Here is a 19,363-nt window from a genome sequence, read left to right as displayed (position 1 = left end):
GGTCGCCAACGCGCGGACAATAAAAAAGGCCGGGCTAACCCGACCTTGTTTGACCGCTCGACGCGCTTAGACCAGTTCGATCACATCGAAGTTGGCTTCGCCGCTCAGATCGGCATCGTAATCAACGCCCTGCAGACCGAAGCCGAACAGGCGCAGGAATTCCGCCTTGTAGCCCTGGTAATCGGTCAGTTCGTTGATGTTGCTGTCGTTCAGCTGCTTCCAGATTTCACGGCAGGTTTCCTGCACTTCGTCACGCAGTTCCCAGTCATCCAGGCGCAGACGGTGTTTCTCGTCGGTATCCGGCGCCGCACCGCTGTACAGCTTGGTGGCGAACAGACGCTGGATCTGCTCGATGCAGCCTTCGTGAATGCCCTGCTCCTTCATGATCTTGAACACGATGGAGATATACAGCGGCATCACCGGAATGGCGGAAGAAGCCTGCGTCACCACCGACTTGAGCACCGCAACGTAAGCCGCGCCGCCTTTGGCCTGCAGCTTCTGGTTGATGGCGTGCGCCGCGCGATCCAGATCTTCTTTCGCCTTGCCCAGCGTACCGTGCCAATAGATTGGCCAGGTCAGATCGGTACCAATGTAGGAGTAAGCGACAGACTGCGCGTTATCCGCCAGCACGCCCGCTTCGTCCAGCGCGTCCATCCACAGCTGCCAGTCCTGGCCGCCCATCACCTTCACGGTGTCGGCGATTTCTTGCTCGTTGGCCGGCTCGACCACGGCCTCAACCAGCACGTCTTTGTTGGTGTCCAGCGCGACGGATTTGTACGGCTCGCCGATCGGCTTCAGTGCGGAACGCACCACTTCGCCGGTTTCCGGCATCTTACGCACCGGCGAAGCCAGCGAGTAAACCACCAGGTCAACCTGACCCAGGTCTTTCTTGATCAGATCGATAACGGTCTGACGGCACTCGTTGGAAAATGCGTCGCCGTTGATGCTTTTCGCGTACAGGCCTTCTTCTTTAGCTGCCTTGTCGAAACCGGCGGAGTTGTACCAACCGGCGGAACCGGTTTTGCCTTCGCTGCCAGGCTTCTCGAAAAATACGCCGATGGTGGCCGCACCGCTGCCGAAAGCGGCATTGATGCGCGAGGCCAGACCGTAACCGGTGGATGCACCAATGACCAGCACCTTTTTAGGCCCGTTTTTCAGTTCGCCGCGCGACTTAACGTAGGCGATTTGCTCACGGACGTTGGCTTCACAGCCTGCCGGGTGAGCGGTGGTGCAGATAAAACCACGAATTTTAGGTTTGATAATCATAGTAATTTTTTCTTGGTAGCTAAAAACCGAAGGACAATATACCTGATTTTCTCGATATACTTAAGAAAGTGCGAAAACAAGCGCAGTGAACAGACCAGTTTAGTCGAGGGATCAGGGTTGCCCAACTCCGCATCGTGATGCCTCCACGCGCCACGCTTCGCACCCTCAGCGCGTTCAAGCCTTCCCTCTTAAAATCAGCAAAAGTTGATCATGCTTCTGGCGTTGCGTTATGGTGTGGCTGTTTTTCGGTCGAAATCCAGGGAGGAACAAAGAAAAATGGATAATCCACTGTTACTAAAGGAACGTTTAAATACCTACTCGCAAACGATGGCTCGTCAACAAGGACGTATGCTTTTAGAACTCTCAGAGCGCGTTAATAGGGACTTTTTAAAAGATCGGACAGTCGGTAATGCCTTCAGACATGAGATGCACTGCTTTGTGAATGATAAATTGCAAAAATGCCAACAAGTAGGTGAAGCGGCGAATGTTGCAATGAGAGAAATGAAGCAAGAATATCAATCGCTTTCTGAGCAAGAGCGCTTATTGCGAACTGACGCCGTGACACCTTATGCCGTAATGAGAAAGAAAGTCAGTCATGACGCCGTAGTGACCTACGTGTTAGCCGGCGTTGGCTTCCTCTCGGGAATAGCACAAATTTTACTCGGCGTGGGCTTGGATTGGACTGGCGTCGGAGCCATTCCAGGAACGTTACTTTTAATCAATGGCATCAATAATGTCTACGAAAACGGTTATACGCTGTTATTTGGCAAGAATACTATTGGTCCAGGCCGAATGATGTACCGTTCTGCGGCTTCAACGCTAGGCTATTCCCATTCAGCAGCAGACATGGCGTTAGGTGGCGTAGACTTACTGTTATCAGGCTATGGTTTACTAAAACTGTCGCTGAAACCAGAAGCCTGGCGATTATTTCGCTACATCAATACAGACTATATTCGCGGTTGGAGAAACATGGGAAGAACCAGCTTGATGCTTGAAGGTGGCGCAGATGTCTCAACCCTTAATTCCATTTATAAAGGCAGCCAGGAACAGTGATGGAACCAACTTTATATTATATTCTTTCTACTCTCGCTGCCGCGGCCTGTCTGGCCGTGAAATACGGCTTCAGACCGCCTCTGGGTTCCAAGGGTTATGTCGTTCTGGTTACGATATGTTTTTTAATCCTTTGCTGGCAATTTACCCTTTTTGCCAACGGCAACGCGATGTTTATTGCTGACTCTGAAACATGGACCAAAGAAAATTGGCCTCTACGCTACTGTGCGTTGGGGTTTGCTCTTGCACATGCCTTCGCCACTTTCGAATCCTCCAGAAGAAAGAAAAAAGACAAACTTTCCTGAAGTCGTCACCACCAAATGAAACGCCATTTGGTGGTGACAAGGTAGATCCATTACGCCTTGTTCTTTTCCAACTGCTCGATCAGCGTGTAACGCAGCGATGAGGCGTCGGCCGGTACGTTCTCCACCGGGGTGACGCGCACTTTCAGCCGATACTGATAGCCTGGTTCGAAGGTGAAACCCTCGATGCCGGTATAGAACAACTCCCACGGCTGCTGCGCGGAGCGGCGCACCTGCATGCACTTCATCGGGCCGACGCCCACGCAGTCCACCAGCGCGCTGTTGACCAACAACACTTCCGTTTGGCCGCCTTTCTCGTTTGCGGGCTGATTCATCGAGGTTCCCTCCTGGCTGCAGCCGGCCAGCGCGGCCAACGCAACAAATAACAACGCTTTAATTTTCAATGTACTGCACCAATAGTCATCCAGGGGCGCCATGCTAACAAATTAACCGGCTCAAGAGAACGGATAGCGATACGGATCCACACCCCCAGAATATCATTCCTCGGTGCTCTATCAGTCTGGAAAATATCGCAAAATAAACCCCCTGTTCTTATCCGAACCGGTAATTACCCCCGCTATTTTTTCTGTTAAAAACAGCTGGCTTGCGCAAGCTTTACTGAATTTAACTGAATCGATAAAGAGGGAATTTTATGCAAGAGATCGATGCCAAACACTTTCACCTGATCGCCGGCGCCGGTAACTTTGCCGACAACCGCGGCAGCAATGGCCGCGTCAACAACAACGGCGGCAACAAGAACGGGGGCGGGTCATCCAATCAGGGATTCTACGGCAAGCACACCTCGCCGGATTGCGTTAACGGCGTGATCACCGGTTCTCTGGGCGGCCTTGGCGGCCTGGCGGTGGGCGCGCTCAACGGCGGCTGCTTCAAGGAAGGCAGCAAAGGCGGCGGCAACGTCGGTATGGGGAAAGGCGGCAACAAAAACAGCGGCAGCAACTGCAATAGCAATAAAGGCGGCAATACCTGTTCGCGCTAAGCGGTTTTAATTAATCAAAGCCCCGGCTGAGCCTCTCCGTTCGGTCGGTGCTTTCCGTATTTTTGGTGATAACCATGTTTAAACTGTTTCGTACCTTATGCCTGCTGCTCGGCTTCTGGATCGCCACCCTGCTGCTCAGCGGCGCGGGGGTCTCCTTTACCCACGGCTACGCCGCGCCTAAAAATCTGTCGCATTTCGTCGTCTCGCTGGTGGTGGTCGGCGCCATCCTGCTGTGGACCCATAAATTGCTGCGGTTCTTTTTTGCCGAGAAATTTGAGAAGAAACCGCGTTAAGCCGTGTTCTTATTGGGAGCGCCGCCCGCAACGATAAAACCGGCATCGCGAATCGCCGCCTTAACCTGCCTGGCGTCCATCACGGCCGTTTTCACATAGCCAAAAAAGGCCACCCGTGCGCCGGGCAAACGGATTGGCGTCGCCAGTTGGGCCATAAGATCACGATTGCGCTGCGCCATCAGCTCGGCGCGCGCATGCCAAAACGCGGTGGCGTCGGCGCGTGTTTCAGTGGCGGTGTCGAACCGAGACGCCAACTCGCTGAGCGCCTCCCACTCCGCCAACAGGGCGGCGATCACTTCAGGATTAGCCACCTGCTCCCAGTCAGAGGGTAAGGCCCCCTCACGCCACGCCTCGAGATAGCCGGGCAACATCATCTTTAATTGACTCAGTTGCTCGTTCACTGCGGGTTACCTTTTATAGCGCCTGATGCCGGGATATTTCCCATAATGACACTCTCGTTAAACCGTTGATGGGAGCAATGGCAGAAGCTTATCAGCGCCATAGATGACGTAATGACTTTTGGTGCGGCCAAATTAGCGATAGGTGCGGTTGGGGGGTGAGACGGGAGCTCGGGCTGATGGCTGTGACGCGAAAAGAGAAACGGGGATTGTTGCTGGCGTCTTAGGTGAAATTTACTTATAAATCAATCACACAAAAAAAGACCGAATACGATTCCTATATTCGGTCTAGGGAAATGGCTCTTGGGAGAGAGCCGTGCGCTAAAAGTTGGCATTTAATGCAGGGCTTGTTCAGCCGTGCACTTTAAGAGTAGCCTACCGCGCCAGTTTTGCCAGCCGCCCGGCGGCCGCGTGATAGTTCCGTGACGAAATAACTATGCGGCAAATGCGCATCAATCTGCGCGCGCTGGGCAAGGCGTTGGCAAACAAGCGGTTAGTCAGCGCACAGCTTCTCGGCGCGTTCGATAAACGGCGCCATGCTCATTTTTTTCCCCGGTTCAGCGGGATCGTCCAGCAGGATCACGTCCAGCGGTTGCGCGCGCTGATGGCCCTTCTTCACCTGCTGCTCCGCCGCGTCGTTGAGCGGGTATTGCATCAGGGTGCTGTTATTCAGCACGAACAGCGCGCCGCCGCTGCGGCACTGCAGCGTCACCTCTTCCTTGGTGAACGCCCACTGTTTGCCGTACTCCAGTTTGGTGATGTTAACCAGTTTGTCTGCCGCCAGCGCGCCGGTCGCGGTTGCCAGCAGCGTAATGCCGAGTAATACCGATTTCATGTGATGGCCTTAAGGTTGCTATTCGCGTCGATTTTCCCGCAGCTTGCCGGCCTGCGGCAAGCTGAAATGTCAAACCGGCGCATAGGTTGCAAATAAACTGACCAGCAGCAGCACCGCTATGCCCAGCCCGACTTCGAGCCAGCACGCCAGCACCACCCCGCGCTGCGCCAGCGCCGGTACGCGGCTCATCGCCGGCACGATGGCGTAGCGATTGGCCAGCGCCACCATCACCATCAGCGCCACCAGCGCGGTTTTGATCAGCAGCAGGCGCTGATAAGGCGAACTGAGATTAAGCGGCCAACCGCCGAGTATGATCAGGCTGTTGACGATGCCGGTGACGATCACCGCCGCCACCGCCAGGTGCCCCCAGCGCGAGAAACGGATTAGCGTGGTGATGGCATCGCTGCGCCATTGCGGCGGCTGCAGGTAGCGCAGGCAAACCAGCAGCGGCGCCAGGCTGCCGAACCAGTAACCGGCGGCCAGCAGGTGCGCCGCATGGTTGGCGCGGTGCAGCGCGCCCAGCGCGCCTTCGTGCATCGCCGCGTGGCCGATGAACGCCAGGCTCACCAGCAGCAGCGCTGAGCACAGCGCCAACGCCTGCGCGCGCGGCCGTTCCGGTAGCAGCAGGCTCAGGATCGCCAGCAGCGACAGGCCCAGATGCCAGCGCCACACTTCGCCGAAGGTGGTGCCGAGCACCGCCCACCAAACCTCCAGCCGCCAGGCGTCTTGCCAACCGTCACCCATCTGCCCGGCCTGAATGGCCAGCAGCGCCACGGCGGAAAGCCCGGCAATCCAGGTGCCGGCAAGCAGCAGCGGACGCACATCGCGGGAGAGGATCGGGGAAAGGCGCTGCGGTGCCAATAAGGCGGTGAACAGACTGATGCCAAACATCAGCATCACCGCCGCAAAGTGCACCAAGCGACACAGAACGAACAGAGTCGCCAGACTCACGATCAGTTTACGGTGAAGCTGTACTGGCCTTTGGTTTTATGCCCGTCGACCGACACCACATGCCAGCTGACGTTGTATTTGCCCGCGCTCAGCTCACCTTCGATCGGCACGTTGACCTGGGTGTTGTTGTTCGGATCGAGCTGCAGCTTGCCGGTTTTCACCACGGCGTTATCCGGGCCGGTGATTTTCACGCCGCTGAAGTTCGGCTCGATGCCTTCGGAGAAGCTGAGAGTCAGCGCCTTCGGCGCCGGGCTGACGCTGGCGTCGGCCTTCGGCGTTTCCACTTTCAGGTGAGCGTGCGCCAACGCTTGCTGTGAAGACAAGCCAACGAACAGGACGAAAACGGTGGAAAGCAGGCGACAGGAGGAACGAATTTTACCGATCACAGTGGTATCCCTTAACAATATAAAGAGGGTCATAAGGGTTAAGGCCACAGCCAAGGCGATGTATCAGCGGCCCCAACCCACCGCAAATGATTGCGCCACGGGTAAACAGAAAAACGGGTTGTATCGGCTAACCCTCTGTTTTGACTCTACCATCCCTGTAGCGTATCGCGGTAAATCATAACGAGCACGCCTCAGCAAGTCGAGCGCATCACTGGCATTTTGCGATCCGGCAGCACGTATCGCCGCATAACCGCGATAAACGCAGGGTAAAAAAAACCGCGCGTCGGGTTTGCCCCGCGCGCGATTTTTCAATGTTCAGTCAGGGATCAGGCCTGGCCGTTGCCGCCCTGGCCCATCGCGCCCATTTTCTTCAGGTCTTTGTCGATGAAGAACAGGCCTTTGCCGCTGGTGCCCACCAGCGCCAGCTTATCCAGCACGGATTTGAACAGTTTCTCTTCTTCGTGCTGCTCCGCCACGTACCATTGCAGGAAGTTGAAGGTGGAGTAATCGTGCGAGGACATTGCCGCGTGCGCCAGCTCGTTGATCTGACGGGTGATCAGCTTCTCGTGTTCGTAGGTCTGTTCGAACACGTCCGCCAGCGACTCAAACGCCACCGGCGGGGCCGCGATGGTGCCCAGCAGCGGCAGAGAGCCGGTGTCGCTCAGGTAGTCGAACAGACGTTGCATATGCTGCATCTCTTCCTGAGAGTGCTCTTTAAGAAATGCGGCGGCGCCTTCAAAGCCTTTGTCGCTGCACCATGCGCTCATCTGCAGATACAGGTTGGCGGAGTAGAACTCCAGATTCAGTTGCTCATTCAGCTTTTGAGTCATTTCTTGCGTCAGCATAATCATTCCTTTTATTTTGCAGGTCATGAATTTAATTTCCGCGCATTATGCCCTGTCGCCGTAAAAATAAAAACACCTTATTTACATTCAAACCAAATCAATTACAAAAACAAATTATATCAATAAGTTAAAATATCATGGAGTTATTGGTAATTAACATGAGAATTATTTAGATCTTTTATTTTAATCATAAAGCGAATCATTCTTATTTAAAAGAATAAATAGATTGCATTACTCTTGGATAAATATCGCCCGCCGCCGCGGCGCAACGGGCTTGCCAAGCGCCGCCGGGTGGATTACCTTCTGCGCAGATTCAATGCGGCAAAGTAAGGAGTATAAGGTGGGTTACAATCTGGCCGAGTTGTCCAAAGAAGAAATGGACAGGGTGAATGTGGATCTCGCTGCCTCAGGCGTGGCGTACAAAGAGCGTTACAACATGCCGGTGATCCCGGAAGTGGTGGAGCGCGAGCAGCCGGAGCCGCTGCGCGACTATTTTCGCGAGCGCGTGGCGCACTACCGCGCGGAATCCCACAAGTTTTCGCGTCTGCCTTACGAACCGAAGGCCAAATAACAAAACCCGCCGTTACGGCGGGTTTTCGTGTCACTTGCCGGCAAACCGGTCGGTGGCGATCATCAGCTGGTGCAAAATGCCCGGTTCATCAAACGAATGCCCCGCCCCTTCCACGATATGCAGCTCCGCCTCCGGCCAGGCCTTGGCCAGATCCCAGGCGTTCTGCACCTGGCAGGCCATGTCATAGCGGCCGTGGACGATTACCGCCGGGATATGGCGGATCAGCGGCACGTTGCGCAGCAGTTGGTCATCGCTCTCCAGGAACCCCAAATGCGTAAAGTAGTGGTTTTCAATGCGGGCGAACGCCAGCGCGAAATCATCCTCGCCGAACGAAGCGGATTCACGGCTTGGCAACAGCGTCACCGTTTCCCCTTCCCACACGCTCCACAGTTTGGCCGCTTCGAGCTGCACCTGCGGATCGGCTGAAGTCAGCCGCTGCCGATAGGCGGCAATCACGTCTTTGCGCTCGTCATCCGACAGAATGGACAGCACGCGCTCCCACTTGTCCGGGAAGAAGCGCGAAGCGCCGTCCTGGTAATACCAATGCAGCTCCTGCTTGCGCAGGGTAAAGATGCCGCGCAGCACCATTTCACTGACGCGCTCCGGGTGGGTCTGCGCATAGGCGAGCGCCAGCGTAGATCCCCAGGAGCCGCCGAACACCAGCCACTGCTCGACGCCGGCCATTTCGCGCAGCCGCTCGATATCGGCCACCAAATGCCAGGTGGTGTTGTTGTCCAGACTGGCGTGCGGACGGGAGCGGCCACAGCCGCGCTGATCGAACAGCAATACCTTGTAGCGCTCGGGATCGAACAGCTGGCGATGATGCGCAGAGATGCCGCCGCCCGGCCCGCCATGAATGAAGACCGCCGGTTTACCGTTCGGGTTGCCGCTCAGCTCCCAGTAGATCCGGTGGCCATCCCCAGTGTCCAGCCAACCGCTGTCGTATGCCGCTAACGGCGGGTACAAACCTCGTAATTGTTCCATGGCGCTTTCCGTCTCTCTGTGAGTCATGCTTTCATCAAAGCGGAAGCCGCCCGGCAGGTCAACGGTAAAACCCGAAAACTCGAACGCGCACCGAGAACTCGGCGCGCGTTTGCTCAAAATCGCAACGACCTGCCTGCAAAACGGCCACAGGCCCGATCAGTTAAGGTGCGCGATCGCCTCCCTGGCAAGCTCTGTCACCCACCTTTACGCATATGCGGCTCGCGCATCTCCTGTGCGGTTTTCGCCTCGATGCTCAGTTCCGCCGTCGGGCGCAACATCAGGCGTGCCAAGCCGATGGGTTCGCCGGTTTCCCGGCAGTAGCCGTATTCGCCGTTCTGCAACCGCGCCAGCGCCGCATCGATTTTCGGCAGCAGGCGGCTTTCGCGATCCAACTGGCGGAACAACAGGCGCAGTTCTTCTTCGCGCGCCGCCTTGTCGGCTTCATCGCCCGTCGCTTCGCCGCTGTCGATCGCCTTCTTCAGCTCATCGATGTGCAGCAGCAGTTTTTGCCGCTCATCCTGCAGCAGCTGGCGGAAAAAAGCCCGTTGAACCGAGTTCATGTAATCAGAATCCGGCATGGCCAGCAGTTGCTGCGCATCCGGTAATGTCATCACTGTCATTGCGTTCTCCGAACCCTAAAGGTGTAATATTATAACATAATAAATATTTTAAGCACCCGGTCATCCAAAAACAAAATTTCACGTGCAAACAGCCTGTTACATACTACTTGCACTTTGTCGCTTGCATCCTGTCGGCTTTAGGCGGTTAATGGCTGAGCAAGCCACCCAATCATAGGTAACGAGAGGCCATCATGAGTAAGGGAATGGATAGCAAAAAAAATGCGAAGAAGAAGCCGTTGAAAACCCCAGCCGAGAAACGTGCGGAGAAACGCGCCAAAAAAGCGCATCCGTCTGGTGAGTAAGCGCCCTTCCATCCGTCATTAAACCCGCCAAGGCGGGTTTTTTATTGCCTCACAGGAGAGATGGCCGATGTCCTGCCTCACCCTTGCCGCCGCCCAATACCCCGCCGCTGCGGCCGATATCACCTGCAACCTTGACCGCCACCTTGAATTTATCGCGCAGGCAGCCGAACAGCAGGTGCAACTGTTGGTGTTTCCCGAACTGTCGCTAAGCGGCTATGAGCTGGCCGATGCCGCCGAACTGGCGCTGACGCTGGACGATCCGCGTCTGCAACCGCTCGCTGCGGCGGCGCAATCGCATCAGATGACGATCATCGTCGGCGCGCCCTTGCGCAGCGGCCAGGCGCTGCATATCGCCGCCTTGATCTTTCACCCCAACGGCGCGGTGGCCGCCTATACCAAGCAACATCTGCACGGCGCGGAACAACAACGGTTCTTGCCCGGTAATGGCGGCACGCTGCTGGAAATACATCGGCAACGCATCGCGCTGGCTATCTGCGCCGACACCTCGCAACCCGGCCACGCAAGCGCCGCCGCGCTGGCGGGTGCGCAGATTTATGCCGCCGGCGTGCTGGTATCTGAAGCCGGTTACGCGAAAGACAGCGACGCGCTGGCAGGCTATGCCCGTCGTTATGGCATGGTCACGCTGATGGCCAACCATGCGGCGCTGACCGGAGGCTGGATCCCGGCAGGCCGCAGCGCCATCTGGGATGAAACGGGAGCGCTTTTGATTGCCGCACCGGATGACGCCCCTGGTCTTGTCATCGCCGGCAAGACCCGCGACGGTTGGCACGGCCGCCTGTGCCGGTTAAGCTGAAGCCTGACGGCAACGCGGAGGAAAGCATGACGTTACGCGTAATAGATACCGAGACCTGCGGGCTGGACGGCGGCGTGGTGGAAGTGGCCTCCCTCGATCTGCTCGACGGCCAATTGACCAACCCGATGAGCGACCTGATCAGCCCGGACCGCCCCATCAGCCTCGACGCGATGGCGATTCATCACATCACCGAACAGATGGTGGAAGGCAAACCGCGCATTGCGGTGGCGATCGGCCGCTATCAGGGCAGCCCCTACTATGTGGCGCACAACGCCGCCTTTGATCGCGGGGTGTTGCCGGAGATGAACGGCGCCTGGATCTGCACCCTCAAGCTGGCGCGCACGCTGTATCCGGACATCAAGTACGGCAACCAGTATCTGCGCTACGCGCTGAATCTGGACGTGCAGCTGCCGGCAGACGCCACGCTGTACCCGCACCGCGCGCTGTATGACTGCTACGTCACCGCCGCGCTGCTGCAACGCATCATCAAGGATTCGGGCTGGACGCCGGAGCAAATGGTGCAGATCACCGAACAGCCGGTGCTGCTGAAGAAGTTCAAGTTCGGCAAGTATCGCGGGCAGGAGATCGACCGCATCGCCCAGGAAGACCCCGGCTATCTGCGCTGGATGCTGAAATCCATCGACGATCTGAGCCCGGACATGAAACACACGCTGAAATACTATCTGATTGGCTAACACAGCGGGCGGCTCAGGCCGCCCGCCGCACGCCGTTATTCCGCCAGCGCCAGAATGAAGGCGTACTCCAACGCAATATCCTCATAGGCCTTGAAGCGGCCGGATTTGCCGCCGTGGCCGGCATCCATGTCGGTATACAGCAGCAGCTGCCGATCGTCGGTTTTCAGCTCGCGCAGCTTGGCCACCCACTTGGCCGGCTCCCAATACTGCACCTGCGAATCGTGCAGGCCGGTGGTCACCAGCAGATGCGGGTACTCCTGCGCTTTCACCTGATCGTACGGGCTGTACTGCTTGATGTAGTCGTAATAGGCCTGCTCGTTCGGGTTGCCCCACTCGTCGTATTCGCCGGTGGTCAGCGGAATGGACTCATCCAGCATGGTGGTCACCACGTCGACGAACGGCACCTGCGCCACCACGCCGTGGAACAGCTGCGGCGCCTGGTTGATCACCGCGCCCATCAGCAGGCCGCCCGCGCTGCCGCCCATCGCGAACACTCGCTTGCCATCACCGTACCCCTGGGCGACCAGCGTTTCGGTCACGTCGATAAAGTCGTTGAAGGTGTTCTGCTTGTTGAACAACTTGCCGTCTTCATACCACAGTTGCCCCAGCTCGCCGCCGCCGCGAATGTGCGCCAACGCGAACACGACACCGCGATCCAGCAGGCTCAGGCGGCTGGCGCTGAACGCTGGATCCATGCTGCTGCCGTAAGAGCCGTAGCCATACACCATCAGCGGGTTGGCGCCGCGCTGGAAGCTGTCCTGGCGATACACCAGCGAAACCGGCACCTCGACGCCGTCGCGCGCCTTCACCCACACCCGCTCGCTGCGGTAGTTTTCCGGCGTGAAATTCTTCACTTCCTGCTGTTTGAGCATCGTCCGCTCGCCGCTGTCCATGTTCAGCTCGTACAGCGTGGTCGGGGTGGTCATCGACGAATAGCCGTAGCGCAGCAGCGCGGTTTCCGGATCCGGGTTATACGCCAGCCAGGTGGTGTAGGTCGGATCGTCGAAGGCGATGCGCTTCTCTTCGCCGCTTTGCCAGTGGATTTGGCGCAGCAGCGTCAGGCCGGCATTGCGCTCTTCCACCACCAGCCAATCGCGGAACAGGCTGAAGCCCTCCAGCATCACGTCGGCGCGCGGGGCGATCAGCGTCTGCCACTGCGCTTCGTCCGCCTGCTCGCTTTGGTACAGGCCGAAGTTCTTGCCGTCCTTATTGGAGCGGATATAGAAATGCTGGTGATAGTGATCGATGGCGTACTCGTGATCCTTGCGGCGCGGCACGAACAGCTGCGGTTTGGCGTCCGCACGATCGGCATCCAGCAACAGGATCTCCGAGGTGGTGGTGCTGCTCAGGTGGATCAGAATAAAGCGCTCGGAGGTGGTCTTCTCCAGCCCGACGTAGAAGGTATCGTCCTGCTCTTCGTAAATCAGCTCGTCCTGCTGCGGATCGCTGCCGACTACGTGGCGATAAACCTGATACGGCAACAGCGTCTTGGCGTGCTTGCGCACGTAGTACACCGTCGAGGAATCGTTGGCCCACTCGAAGCTGCCGGAGGTGTTTTCCAGCACTTCGTCGGCCCAGCTACCGTCGGCCAGGTTCTTGAAACGAATGTCATACTGGCGGCGCGACAGGAAATCCTCCGCCACCCCCAGACGCTGATTGTCGGGGCTGACGTCCAGCCCGCCCAGGGTGTAAAACTCGTGGTTCTCGGCGCGTTGGTTGCCGTCGATAAGCACATCCCACTGCTCGCTCTCGGCCTGCGGCTGGCGCACATAAATCGCGTATTCGTTGCCCGGCTCGTAGCGCGTCTGATAGCGATAGCCGTGGCGCACGTAAGGCACCGAATGTTCCTGCTGCGGGATGCGCGCCACCATCTCTTCGTACAGGGCTTCGCGCAGCGCCTGCTGCGGCTTCAACATCGCATCGGTGTAGGCATTCTCCGCCTGCAGGTAGTCCAGCACCTGACGATCTGCGCGCTCATCGTCGCGCAGCCAGTAGTAGTCATCCACGCGCGTATCGCCGTGGATAGTGATGGGATAAGGCCGTTTTTCCGCTTTCGGTGGGGTCATCATTGCTAAATCATCCGCTTACATAGATTGCGGCAAGAGTGACACGATTCCCCCCGGCTTGCCAAGCGGCGCTATGCCAGCTCGCGCTTTTTCTCGTTGACGTCGCTCTCGATGCCCTGTTTGACGTCCGCCGGGATCTTCAGCGCCTGCGCCAGCGCATCAAGATAGCCGCGCTCCATAAAGTGATCGACGTCGATTACCAGGCAACTCAGGTAATAAACCTCCAGCGCCTCGTCTTCGTTTTGCACGCTGCGGGCGATTAACGCCGGGTTGAGCGGCTGGTCGAGCGCTTCCTGCACCCAGCCCTGCGCCTCTTCCCCCACCTGCAGTTGCGCCAGGCTGTGATCGATGGCGCGCTGCTCGTCGGCATCGATATGGCCGTCACTCTTGGCGGCGAACACCAGCGCCTGCACCAAACGCTTGGCGCGCAGATCCACCGGCGTGGTTTGCAAACCGAACTGCGGTTCGTCCTGATGGGTCTCTTTCACCCGCTGCTTGTACTTATTCCACAGCACCGCGCCCACCGCCGCGCTGCCGCCGATAATCAGCGCATTCTTGCCGAACTTACCCACCAGCTTGCGCGAAGATTTGTTGGCCAACAGCACGCCGACCAGGCCGCCCAGCGCCGTGGGCGCCAGCAGTTTGCCGATGCCTTCTGCCCCGCCCATCGCGCCGGCCTTCTGCCCGATCAACGTTTGAATCTGCTGCATCCAGTTACTTTTCATCATCTACCCCTTGCGTGAGAAAACGCGGCGCGCAGGCGCGGCCGAACCGACGGTAAACCGCCAGATTAGGGGATCTTTTGTCAATTTACGTCTGGGGGATGCAAACCTGTGTTTAGCGGGCCGGGCGGCCCGCCTGGATGGCTGCGGCGTTACGCGTCTTCGTCGCCCGCTTCATCGTCCTGCTCGTACTCGGCCAGCTCGTCGCGCATCGCCTGGAGGGCATCGCGGGTCATCAGCGCCAGCGTGCGGTAGAAACCGGTGGTGGCGTGCGCTTCCACTTTGCCGAGGAAGCGGCCGCACCACGGCAGCAGGAACTCGTCGAACAGCGCGATCTGCGCCTGCGCTTCATCTTCCTGCGACTGATCTTCCAGCCAGGACGCCGCCAGCAGCAGCTGGCCGAAATGGTCGGCCGGCGCCTCAGCCAGCGGCATGCCGCGCTGCTGTAGGAAGGCGCGCACTTCAGCCTCGCTGGCGCCTTCAACGTAGTCGGAGCGGAACGGCGGCACGCTGCATTCGCTGCCGACGAACATCGCATTGAAGTCGGTCGCCAGTTGGTTGACGTCGCCGCCCTGCTGCAGGCGCTTGAGCAGGTCATCCTGCTCCAGCGGCCAGTGCTGCTGCAGCTTGCCCTCTTTAATCAGCGCGAACAGCGGCACCAACAGCGGATCCTGCGGCTGGCGGTAGAACAGCGTACCCAGCACGCGGCAGACAATCGAAAACTCATTCATGATAAAGCCTTATTCAATACGGAAAATTTTGCCGGGACGATGTCACAAATCGGCCAATTCCGCAATCGCCGGCTTGCCGCGCCGCTCGAGAAAATCCAGCAGCCGGCGCGGGCTGACGTTGAGAATGCGCTCCTGCGGGAAGCCCACCTCTTCGATAATGCGCTCGCAGTGCTCAAAGTTACCCAGCGAAAAGGCGACGTGCGAATCCGAGCCCAGCGCCAGCCAGCCGCCGGCGTCGCGCACCGCGGCGGCGATCGCCCGACAGTTGGCCTCGCTGCCCTTGCGGGAGTGGGTGAACGACGAATTATTCAGCTCCAGCGCCACCTCGTATTTGGCCGCCGCCGCCGCGACGGCGGGAATGTCGATCGGATAACGCGGGTTGCCGGGATGGCTGATGATATGCACATCCCCCTGCGCCATCGCGGCGATCATCGCTTCAGTATTGGACGCTTTATCCTGCGGCGCAAACACCGGCTCATGGAAACCGGCGATGATCACGTCGGTGGCCGTCAGCATCGGGCCGGTGCAGTCGATATCGCCCTGCAGGTTTTTGATGTTGGCTTCGATACCGCGCAAAATGCCCACGCCGTTCACCCGGCGCGGCCAAACGTGCATGTTCATAAAGTGCCAGTAGTGCGGCGCATCGGCCATGTCCGGGCCGTGATCGGTGATGGCGAACAGCTGGATGCCCTTCTGCCGGGCTTCGGCGATGTAATCGTGCAGCGTGCTGTAAGCGTGCGTGCTGGCGACGGTGTGCATATGCAAATCAACGGGATACATTGTTTCTCCTTCCAGAGGGCCTGCCCGCAGCGGTGCGGGCGGGCGCGATGACGGTGTCAGCTTATCAGTTACCGAACGGCGGCTGAAGGATCAGTACCCCCGTTGCCTGTCGACCACGCCGGCAGGGGTATGCCCCGCCTCCAGCGCGCGAATGTTGGCGGCGATCTGATCCATCGCCTGCTGCGGCAACGTGATGGCAGCAATATGCGGGGTAATGGTGACACGCGGATGACGCCAGAACGGGTGATCCTGCGGCAGCGGCTCGCGGGCGAACACGTCCAGCGTGGCGGCGGCCAGTTGCCCCTGTTCCAACGCCGCCAGCAGATCGGCTTCCACCAGGTGCGCGCCGCGCGCGATGTTGATGAGGTAGGCGCCCGCGCTCAACTGTGCGAACAGCTCGCGGTTGAGGATGCCAACGGTCTCCGGCGTATTGGGCAGCAGGTTGATCAGCAGTTTGACGCCGTCGAGGAAGGCCGCGCGCTGCGCCTCCCCGGCGAAGCTTTGCACGCCGTCAATCTGTTTGGCGCTGCGGCTCCAGCAGCGCACGCTAAAGCCAAACTCGGTCAGCTTACGCGCCACGCTCTGCCCCAGCACGCCGGCGCCTAGGATGCCGATGGTGAAATCATCCAGCGAGTGCGGATCGAGCGGCTGCCATTCCTGCCGCTGCTGCAACGCCTGATACTCGTCGAAACGGCGGAAATAGCGCAGCACATAGCTCAGCGCATATTCCTGCATCTGCTGCGCCATGCCGGTATCCTCCAGCCGCAGCAGCGGCACGCCGGCGGGCAGCGTGCCGGGGTGTTTGCGCTCCTGATCGAGAATGGCGTCGACGCCAGCGCCGAGGGCGAACACCGCTTTCAGATCGCGGCGGTTGGCTAACATCTCGTGCGGCGGGCGCCATACCAGCGCGTAATCCGCCGGCCGCTCGTCGCCGCGCTGCCATTCGCGGATCTCGGCCTGCGGCAGGCGTTGCTTGATGCCGGTCAGCCATTCCTGGGCGTTAAATAAGGGATGGTAATAGATGATGTTCATACTGCGGGCTCCCGTTTGTTTTTATTGGTTTTCCTTCAGCCTTCCGCGATTCATCGCCGGATGCAAGCGTTAAAGCCCAAAATAAAAACAGCCCCGACCAGTGGGGCTGTTGTGCATGTGCGCAAAATCAGGCGGCAGACGCGCCGTCGCGCCGGATAAGACGCCGCAACAGCGGAATTAAAATCAGCATCGCCACGCCGACGCCCGTCGCCCCCCAACCCAGCGCGCTGAAGATTTCGCTGTAGCCGGGATTGGTTTGCAGCGGCGTGCTGCCGCTGTTTTCCGGCATCAGGCCGGATACGTAGCCCGCCAACACCGAAGCGACGCCGGTCACCATCATCCAGCAGCCCATCATCACGCCCTGATAGCGCGGCGGCGCCAGCTTGCCGATCATCGCGTAACCGATCGGCGAGATCATCAATTCACCGACGCTTTGCAGCACATAGCTGATGACGATCCATTTGAATGCCACCAGCCCGTCGCCGCCCGCCATGCTGATGCCCAGCGGCAGCACCAGCATGCCGAGCCCGATGCAGAACAGCGATCCGGAGAACTGCAGCGGAATGTCGATGTTGCAGCCGCGGGCGCGCAGGCGGTTGAACCACCAGGCCAGCAGCGGGCCGCCCACCACGATCACCAGCGTGTTGATGTTCTGGATCCACTGCGGTGCCACCTGAATGCCGTAAACGTTCAGATTGATGTTGTGCTCGGAGAACAGCATCAGCCCCATCGGCGCCAGCTGATACAGTGCCCAGAACACCAGCGACCCCAGCGCCAGGATCAGATAGGCCGCCATTCTGCGGCGCTCATCGCGCGGATGGTGGCGCAGCGTCACGAGGCACAGCATCAGGAAGATCAGCGCGCCGAGCACGATCACGAAATGGCCGCTGAACTCGGCATGGGTCAGCATCACGCGGATAATCGGCACCAGCGCCACCAGCACCGCCAACCCGACCAGCATGCGCCAGCGGTATTGGCTGCGGCTGGCGTCGTGGAGCGGCGTATTGAGATCGGCCAGAATGCGCCAGCGACAGACGGCGACGATGATCGCCGCCGCGTTGCCCAGCGTGGCGAACAGGAACAGCGCGCGATAATTTTCCGTCAGTTGGAAATACCCGGCCACGGTAAAGCCAACGAAGAATCCGAGGTTCATGCCGGCGTAATTCCACAGGAACGCCGATTCGCGCCGATCATCGTCCGGTTTGAAACGCTGGGTGAGCATCATATTGATGCAGGTCACGTTGAGGCCGCTGCCGGTCAGGAACATCGCCAGCCCCCAGTACAACCCCCACACGCCCGCGACGGCAATCAGCGCGCAGCCGAACACCTGCAGCACCATACCGAGCACGAACAGGTTGCGGTTGCTGAGGAAACGGCCGCCGAGATAGCCGCCGAACATGTGCAGGCCATAGTTGAAGGCGCCGAACACGCCCATCATGGCATTGGCGCTGCTTTCGTTGAAACCCAATCGCTTGGTGGCGTACAGCACCAGCGTGGAATAGAGCACGGCGAAACCCAGCGTGGCGAAGATCTGGATGAAGAACAGCGCCCCCGCGCCGGGGGGAATGGCATGGCGCGCTTGCGGCGCCGGCATGGCATCTGAAGGAGTCAAAACGAACCTCTACTGCATTATTATGTAATGAGTCTGTCCCTGTCTGCGGTATCGCCGGCCTGTCACCCGGCAATCTGCGCGGCGACGTGATGTTCCTTGCCAAAAACGCCGCGCCGACATGATTCCATTTAGCGACACATCTGACTAATAATCCAGTATTAATGCATATAACAGCAAACAACCCAACCTCAATGACGAGATATTGAGCTATTTGTACAGAAAAAAGTCAAACAATCGGCTTTCACGCATTTTGCTCGCTGCCGCCCTGTCTGCCGGCGGCCGAGAGTCAGGATATCGTTCGGTAAATCAGCAAATTGCTGCAAGTTTGGCTAAACAGTCATGAGAATGAAATAAGAGGGTTGACGCTGAGATCAGATTCTCCTACATTAGCGCCCGTCGACAGCGCAAGGCGTTATCGGCAACAAAACGGTGAGGTGTCTGAGTGGCTGAAGGAGCACGCCTGGAAAGTGTGTATACGCGAAAGTGTATCGAGGGTTCGAACCCCTCTCTCACCGCCAACTTCAAAGAGAAAGCCTGGATTCGCGTCCAGGCTTTTTTTTTGCATGGTGCACCGCCGAGAGGGGTGAGAAGCCTCGACAGGGTTCGACAAAACGCCCGCGTTTTGGACCGCCAACGGCGGCCCGCCGCGAACGCCTCCCGCCTTACGCTGCCGAGGTTCCCCTTTTTCTCGGTTCTCCTCGAACCGTCTCTCTGATTTTCTCGCCCTTTCATGACTTCTGACGTGTAGTTCGCCGCAGTTTTCAACAAAGTGAACACGGCTTGAGCGGACAAGCAAAAACACAGAAATTATTCTTGACCGGATCGGCCCCACTCCCTATAGTAGCGCCCCGTTGCAGCGATGATTTCGCAACAAAAAAATATGGTGAGGTGTCCGAGTGGCTGAAGGAGCACGCCTGGAAAGTGTGTATACGCGAAAGTGTATCGAGGGTTCGAATCCCTCCCTCACCGCCATATTCTAACGAGAAAGCCTGAGCGAAAGTTCAGGCTTTTTTGTTTGCATAGCGCATCGACCGGGAGGGTGAGAATCCTCGACAGGGTTCGACAAAACGCTCGCGTTTTGGACCGCCAACGGCGGCCCGCAGGGTGAGCG

At 58.4% G+C, this 19,363-nt stretch carries 22 protein-coding genes and 2 tRNA genes; 9 read left to right on the top strand and 15 right to left on the bottom strand.

Going from position 1 to position 19,363, the window contains the following annotated elements; genetic code table 11:
* Positions 1-66 precede the first annotated feature (66 nt).
* Positions 67-1,266, bottom strand: a complete 1,200-nt coding sequence (gene fabV / locus HWW83_RS19500; RefSeq protein ID WP_033642722.1) for an enoyl-ACP reductase FabV — start codon at positions 1,264-1,266, stop codon at positions 67-69.
* 276 nt (positions 1,267-1,542) lie between these two features.
* Here fabV and HWW83_RS19495 point away from each other — a divergent pair, with 276 nt between their 5' ends.
* Positions 1,543-2,319 carry a DUF4225 domain-containing protein gene (locus tag HWW83_RS19495; protein ID WP_157993238.1) on the top strand — a complete coding sequence of 259 codons (777 nt, stop codon included), beginning with the start codon at positions 1,543-1,545 and terminating at the stop codon, positions 2,317-2,319.
* Positions 2,319-2,621: a hypothetical protein gene (locus HWW83_RS19490; RefSeq protein WP_016928136.1), complete on the top strand. Its 303-nt coding sequence runs from the start codon at positions 2,319-2,321 to the stop codon at positions 2,619-2,621. The genes HWW83_RS19495 and HWW83_RS19490 overlap by 1 nt, the downstream gene beginning before the upstream one ends.
* A 50-nt stretch (positions 2,622-2,671) precedes the next feature.
* Here the strand turns inward: HWW83_RS19490 and HWW83_RS19485 are convergent, their stop codons facing one another.
* Positions 2,672-3,022: a DUF4377 domain-containing protein gene (locus HWW83_RS19485; RefSeq protein ID WP_004940949.1), complete on the bottom strand. Its 351-nt coding sequence runs from the start codon at positions 3,020-3,022 to the stop codon at positions 2,672-2,674.
* Between the two features lie 248 nt (positions 3,023-3,270).
* Between HWW83_RS19485 and HWW83_RS19480 the strand changes: the two genes are divergently transcribed.
* Together HWW83_RS19480 and HWW83_RS19475 are read left to right on the top strand one after the other, a co-directional pair.
* A complete protein-coding gene (locus tag HWW83_RS19480) occupies positions 3,271-3,615 on the top strand; it encodes a hypothetical protein (protein ID WP_033642719.1) in 345 nt (114 codons plus the stop codon).
* Positions 3,616-3,689: 74 nt separating this feature from the next.
* Positions 3,690-3,908: a hypothetical protein gene (locus tag HWW83_RS19475; protein WP_004940942.1), complete on the top strand. Its 219-nt coding sequence runs from the start codon at positions 3,690-3,692 to the stop codon at positions 3,906-3,908.
* Here HWW83_RS19475 and HWW83_RS19470 read toward each other — a convergent pair.
* The 5 genes from HWW83_RS19470 to ftnA all read right to left on the bottom strand — a co-directional run bounded on the left by HWW83_RS19470 (position 3,905) and on the right by ftnA (position 7,323).
* Entirely contained in the window at positions 3,905-4,309 is a 405-nt protein-coding gene (locus HWW83_RS19470) for a hypothetical protein (RefSeq protein WP_046686877.1), read from the bottom strand. The two genes, HWW83_RS19475 and HWW83_RS19470, sit on opposite strands and share 4 nt — an antisense overlap.
* A gap of 490 nt (positions 4,310-4,799) precedes the next feature.
* Positions 4,800-5,141 (bottom strand): YebY family protein, encoded by a 342-nt coding sequence (locus HWW83_RS19465; protein ID WP_016928154.1) that lies wholly within the window; start codon positions 5,139-5,141, stop codon positions 4,800-4,802.
* Between the two features lie 69 nt (positions 5,142-5,210).
* On the bottom strand, positions 5,211-6,092 hold the full coding sequence (gene copD / locus HWW83_RS19460) for a copper homeostasis membrane protein CopD (RefSeq protein ID WP_164120395.1): 882 nt from the start codon (positions 6,090-6,092) through the stop codon (positions 5,211-5,213).
* Positions 6,093-6,094: 2 nt separating this feature from the next.
* Positions 6,095-6,511, bottom strand: a complete 417-nt coding sequence (gene yobA / locus HWW83_RS19455) for a CopC domain-containing protein YobA (RefSeq protein ID WP_046686875.1) — start codon at positions 6,509-6,511, stop codon at positions 6,095-6,097.
* A 293-nt stretch (positions 6,512-6,804) separates the two neighbouring features.
* Positions 6,805-7,323, bottom strand: coding sequence for a non-heme ferritin (gene ftnA / locus HWW83_RS19450; protein WP_033642716.1), 519 nt, complete (start codon positions 7,321-7,323; stop codon positions 6,805-6,807).
* A 340-nt stretch (positions 7,324-7,663) separates the two neighbouring features.
* On the opposite strand from ftnA, the gene HWW83_RS19445 reads away from it, so the two are divergent.
* Positions 7,664-7,894, top strand: a complete 231-nt coding sequence (locus HWW83_RS19445) for a DNA polymerase III subunit theta (RefSeq protein WP_033642715.1) — start codon at positions 7,664-7,666, stop codon at positions 7,892-7,894.
* Positions 7,895-7,924: 30 nt separating this feature from the next.
* On the opposite strand, the gene pip is transcribed toward HWW83_RS19445, so the two are convergent.
* Both pip and dksA read right to left on the bottom strand, forming a co-directional pair.
* Positions 7,925-8,878 carry a prolyl aminopeptidase gene (pip, locus tag HWW83_RS19440; protein WP_033644252.1) on the bottom strand — a complete coding sequence of 318 codons (954 nt, stop codon included), beginning with the start codon at positions 8,876-8,878 and terminating at the stop codon, positions 7,925-7,927.
* A gap of 194 nt (positions 8,879-9,072) precedes the next feature.
* Positions 9,073-9,498 carry an RNA polymerase-binding protein DksA gene (gene dksA, locus HWW83_RS19435; RefSeq protein ID WP_049203468.1) on the bottom strand — a complete coding sequence of 142 codons (426 nt, stop codon included), beginning with the start codon at positions 9,496-9,498 and terminating at the stop codon, positions 9,073-9,075.
* Between the two features lie 369 nt (positions 9,499-9,867).
* Here dksA and HWW83_RS19430 point away from each other — a divergent pair, with 369 nt between their 5' ends.
* Together HWW83_RS19430 and exoX are read left to right on the top strand one after the other, a co-directional pair.
* On the top strand, positions 9,868-10,614 hold the full coding sequence (locus HWW83_RS19430) for a carbon-nitrogen hydrolase family protein (RefSeq protein ID WP_164120296.1): 747 nt from the start codon (positions 9,868-9,870) through the stop codon (positions 10,612-10,614).
* 26 nt (positions 10,615-10,640) lie between these two features.
* Positions 10,641-11,309, top strand: coding sequence for an exodeoxyribonuclease X (gene exoX / locus HWW83_RS19425; protein WP_033644251.1), 669 nt, complete (start codon positions 10,641-10,643; stop codon positions 11,307-11,309).
* 35 nt (positions 11,310-11,344) lie between these two features.
* On the opposite strand, the gene HWW83_RS19420 is transcribed toward exoX, so the two are convergent.
* The 6 genes from HWW83_RS19420 to HWW83_RS19395 all read right to left on the bottom strand — a co-directional run bounded on the left by HWW83_RS19420 (position 11,345) and on the right by HWW83_RS19395 (position 18,234).
* Positions 11,345-13,378 (bottom strand): S9 family peptidase, encoded by a 2,034-nt coding sequence (locus HWW83_RS19420; RefSeq protein WP_089191551.1) that lies wholly within the window; start codon positions 13,376-13,378, stop codon positions 11,345-11,347.
* Between the two features lie 68 nt (positions 13,379-13,446).
* Complete coding sequence (locus HWW83_RS19415) at positions 13,447-14,100, bottom strand: tellurite resistance TerB family protein (protein ID WP_033642711.1); 654 nt, start codon at positions 14,098-14,100, stop codon at positions 13,447-13,449.
* A 149-nt stretch (positions 14,101-14,249) separates the two neighbouring features.
* A complete protein-coding gene (locus tag HWW83_RS19410) occupies positions 14,250-14,828 on the bottom strand; it encodes a TorD/DmsD family molecular chaperone (RefSeq protein ID WP_033642710.1) in 579 nt (192 codons plus the stop codon).
* 42 nt (positions 14,829-14,870) lie between these two features.
* Positions 14,871-15,608 (bottom strand): phosphatase, encoded by a 738-nt coding sequence (locus HWW83_RS19405; RefSeq protein ID WP_033642709.1) that lies wholly within the window; start codon positions 15,606-15,608, stop codon positions 14,871-14,873.
* Between the two features lie 90 nt (positions 15,609-15,698).
* A complete protein-coding gene (ghrA, locus tag HWW83_RS19400; RefSeq protein ID WP_046686868.1) occupies positions 15,699-16,640 on the bottom strand; it encodes a glyoxylate/hydroxypyruvate reductase GhrA in 942 nt (313 codons plus the stop codon).
* A gap of 127 nt (positions 16,641-16,767) precedes the next feature.
* Positions 16,768-18,234 carry a peptide MFS transporter gene (locus HWW83_RS19395; protein ID WP_047026284.1) on the bottom strand — a complete coding sequence of 489 codons (1,467 nt, stop codon included), beginning with the start codon at positions 18,232-18,234 and terminating at the stop codon, positions 16,768-16,770.
* 446 nt (positions 18,235-18,680) lie between these two features.
* Here HWW83_RS19395 and HWW83_RS19390 point away from each other — a divergent pair.
* Both HWW83_RS19390 and HWW83_RS19385 read left to right on the top strand, forming a co-directional pair.
* Positions 18,681-18,770 (top strand) — tRNA-Ser (locus HWW83_RS19390).
* Between the two features lie 364 nt (positions 18,771-19,134).
* Positions 19,135-19,224, top strand: a tRNA-Ser gene (locus tag HWW83_RS19385).
* Positions 19,225-19,363 lie beyond the last annotated feature (139 nt).

Origin of the sequence: Serratia ureilytica (assembly GCF_013375155.1) — a bacterium.
Lineage (GTDB): Bacteria > Pseudomonadota > Gammaproteobacteria > Enterobacterales > Enterobacteriaceae > Serratia > Serratia ureilytica.
The sequence above is the reverse complement of the archived record's forward strand: the minus strand, read 5'-3'. Positions and strand labels throughout refer to the sequence as shown.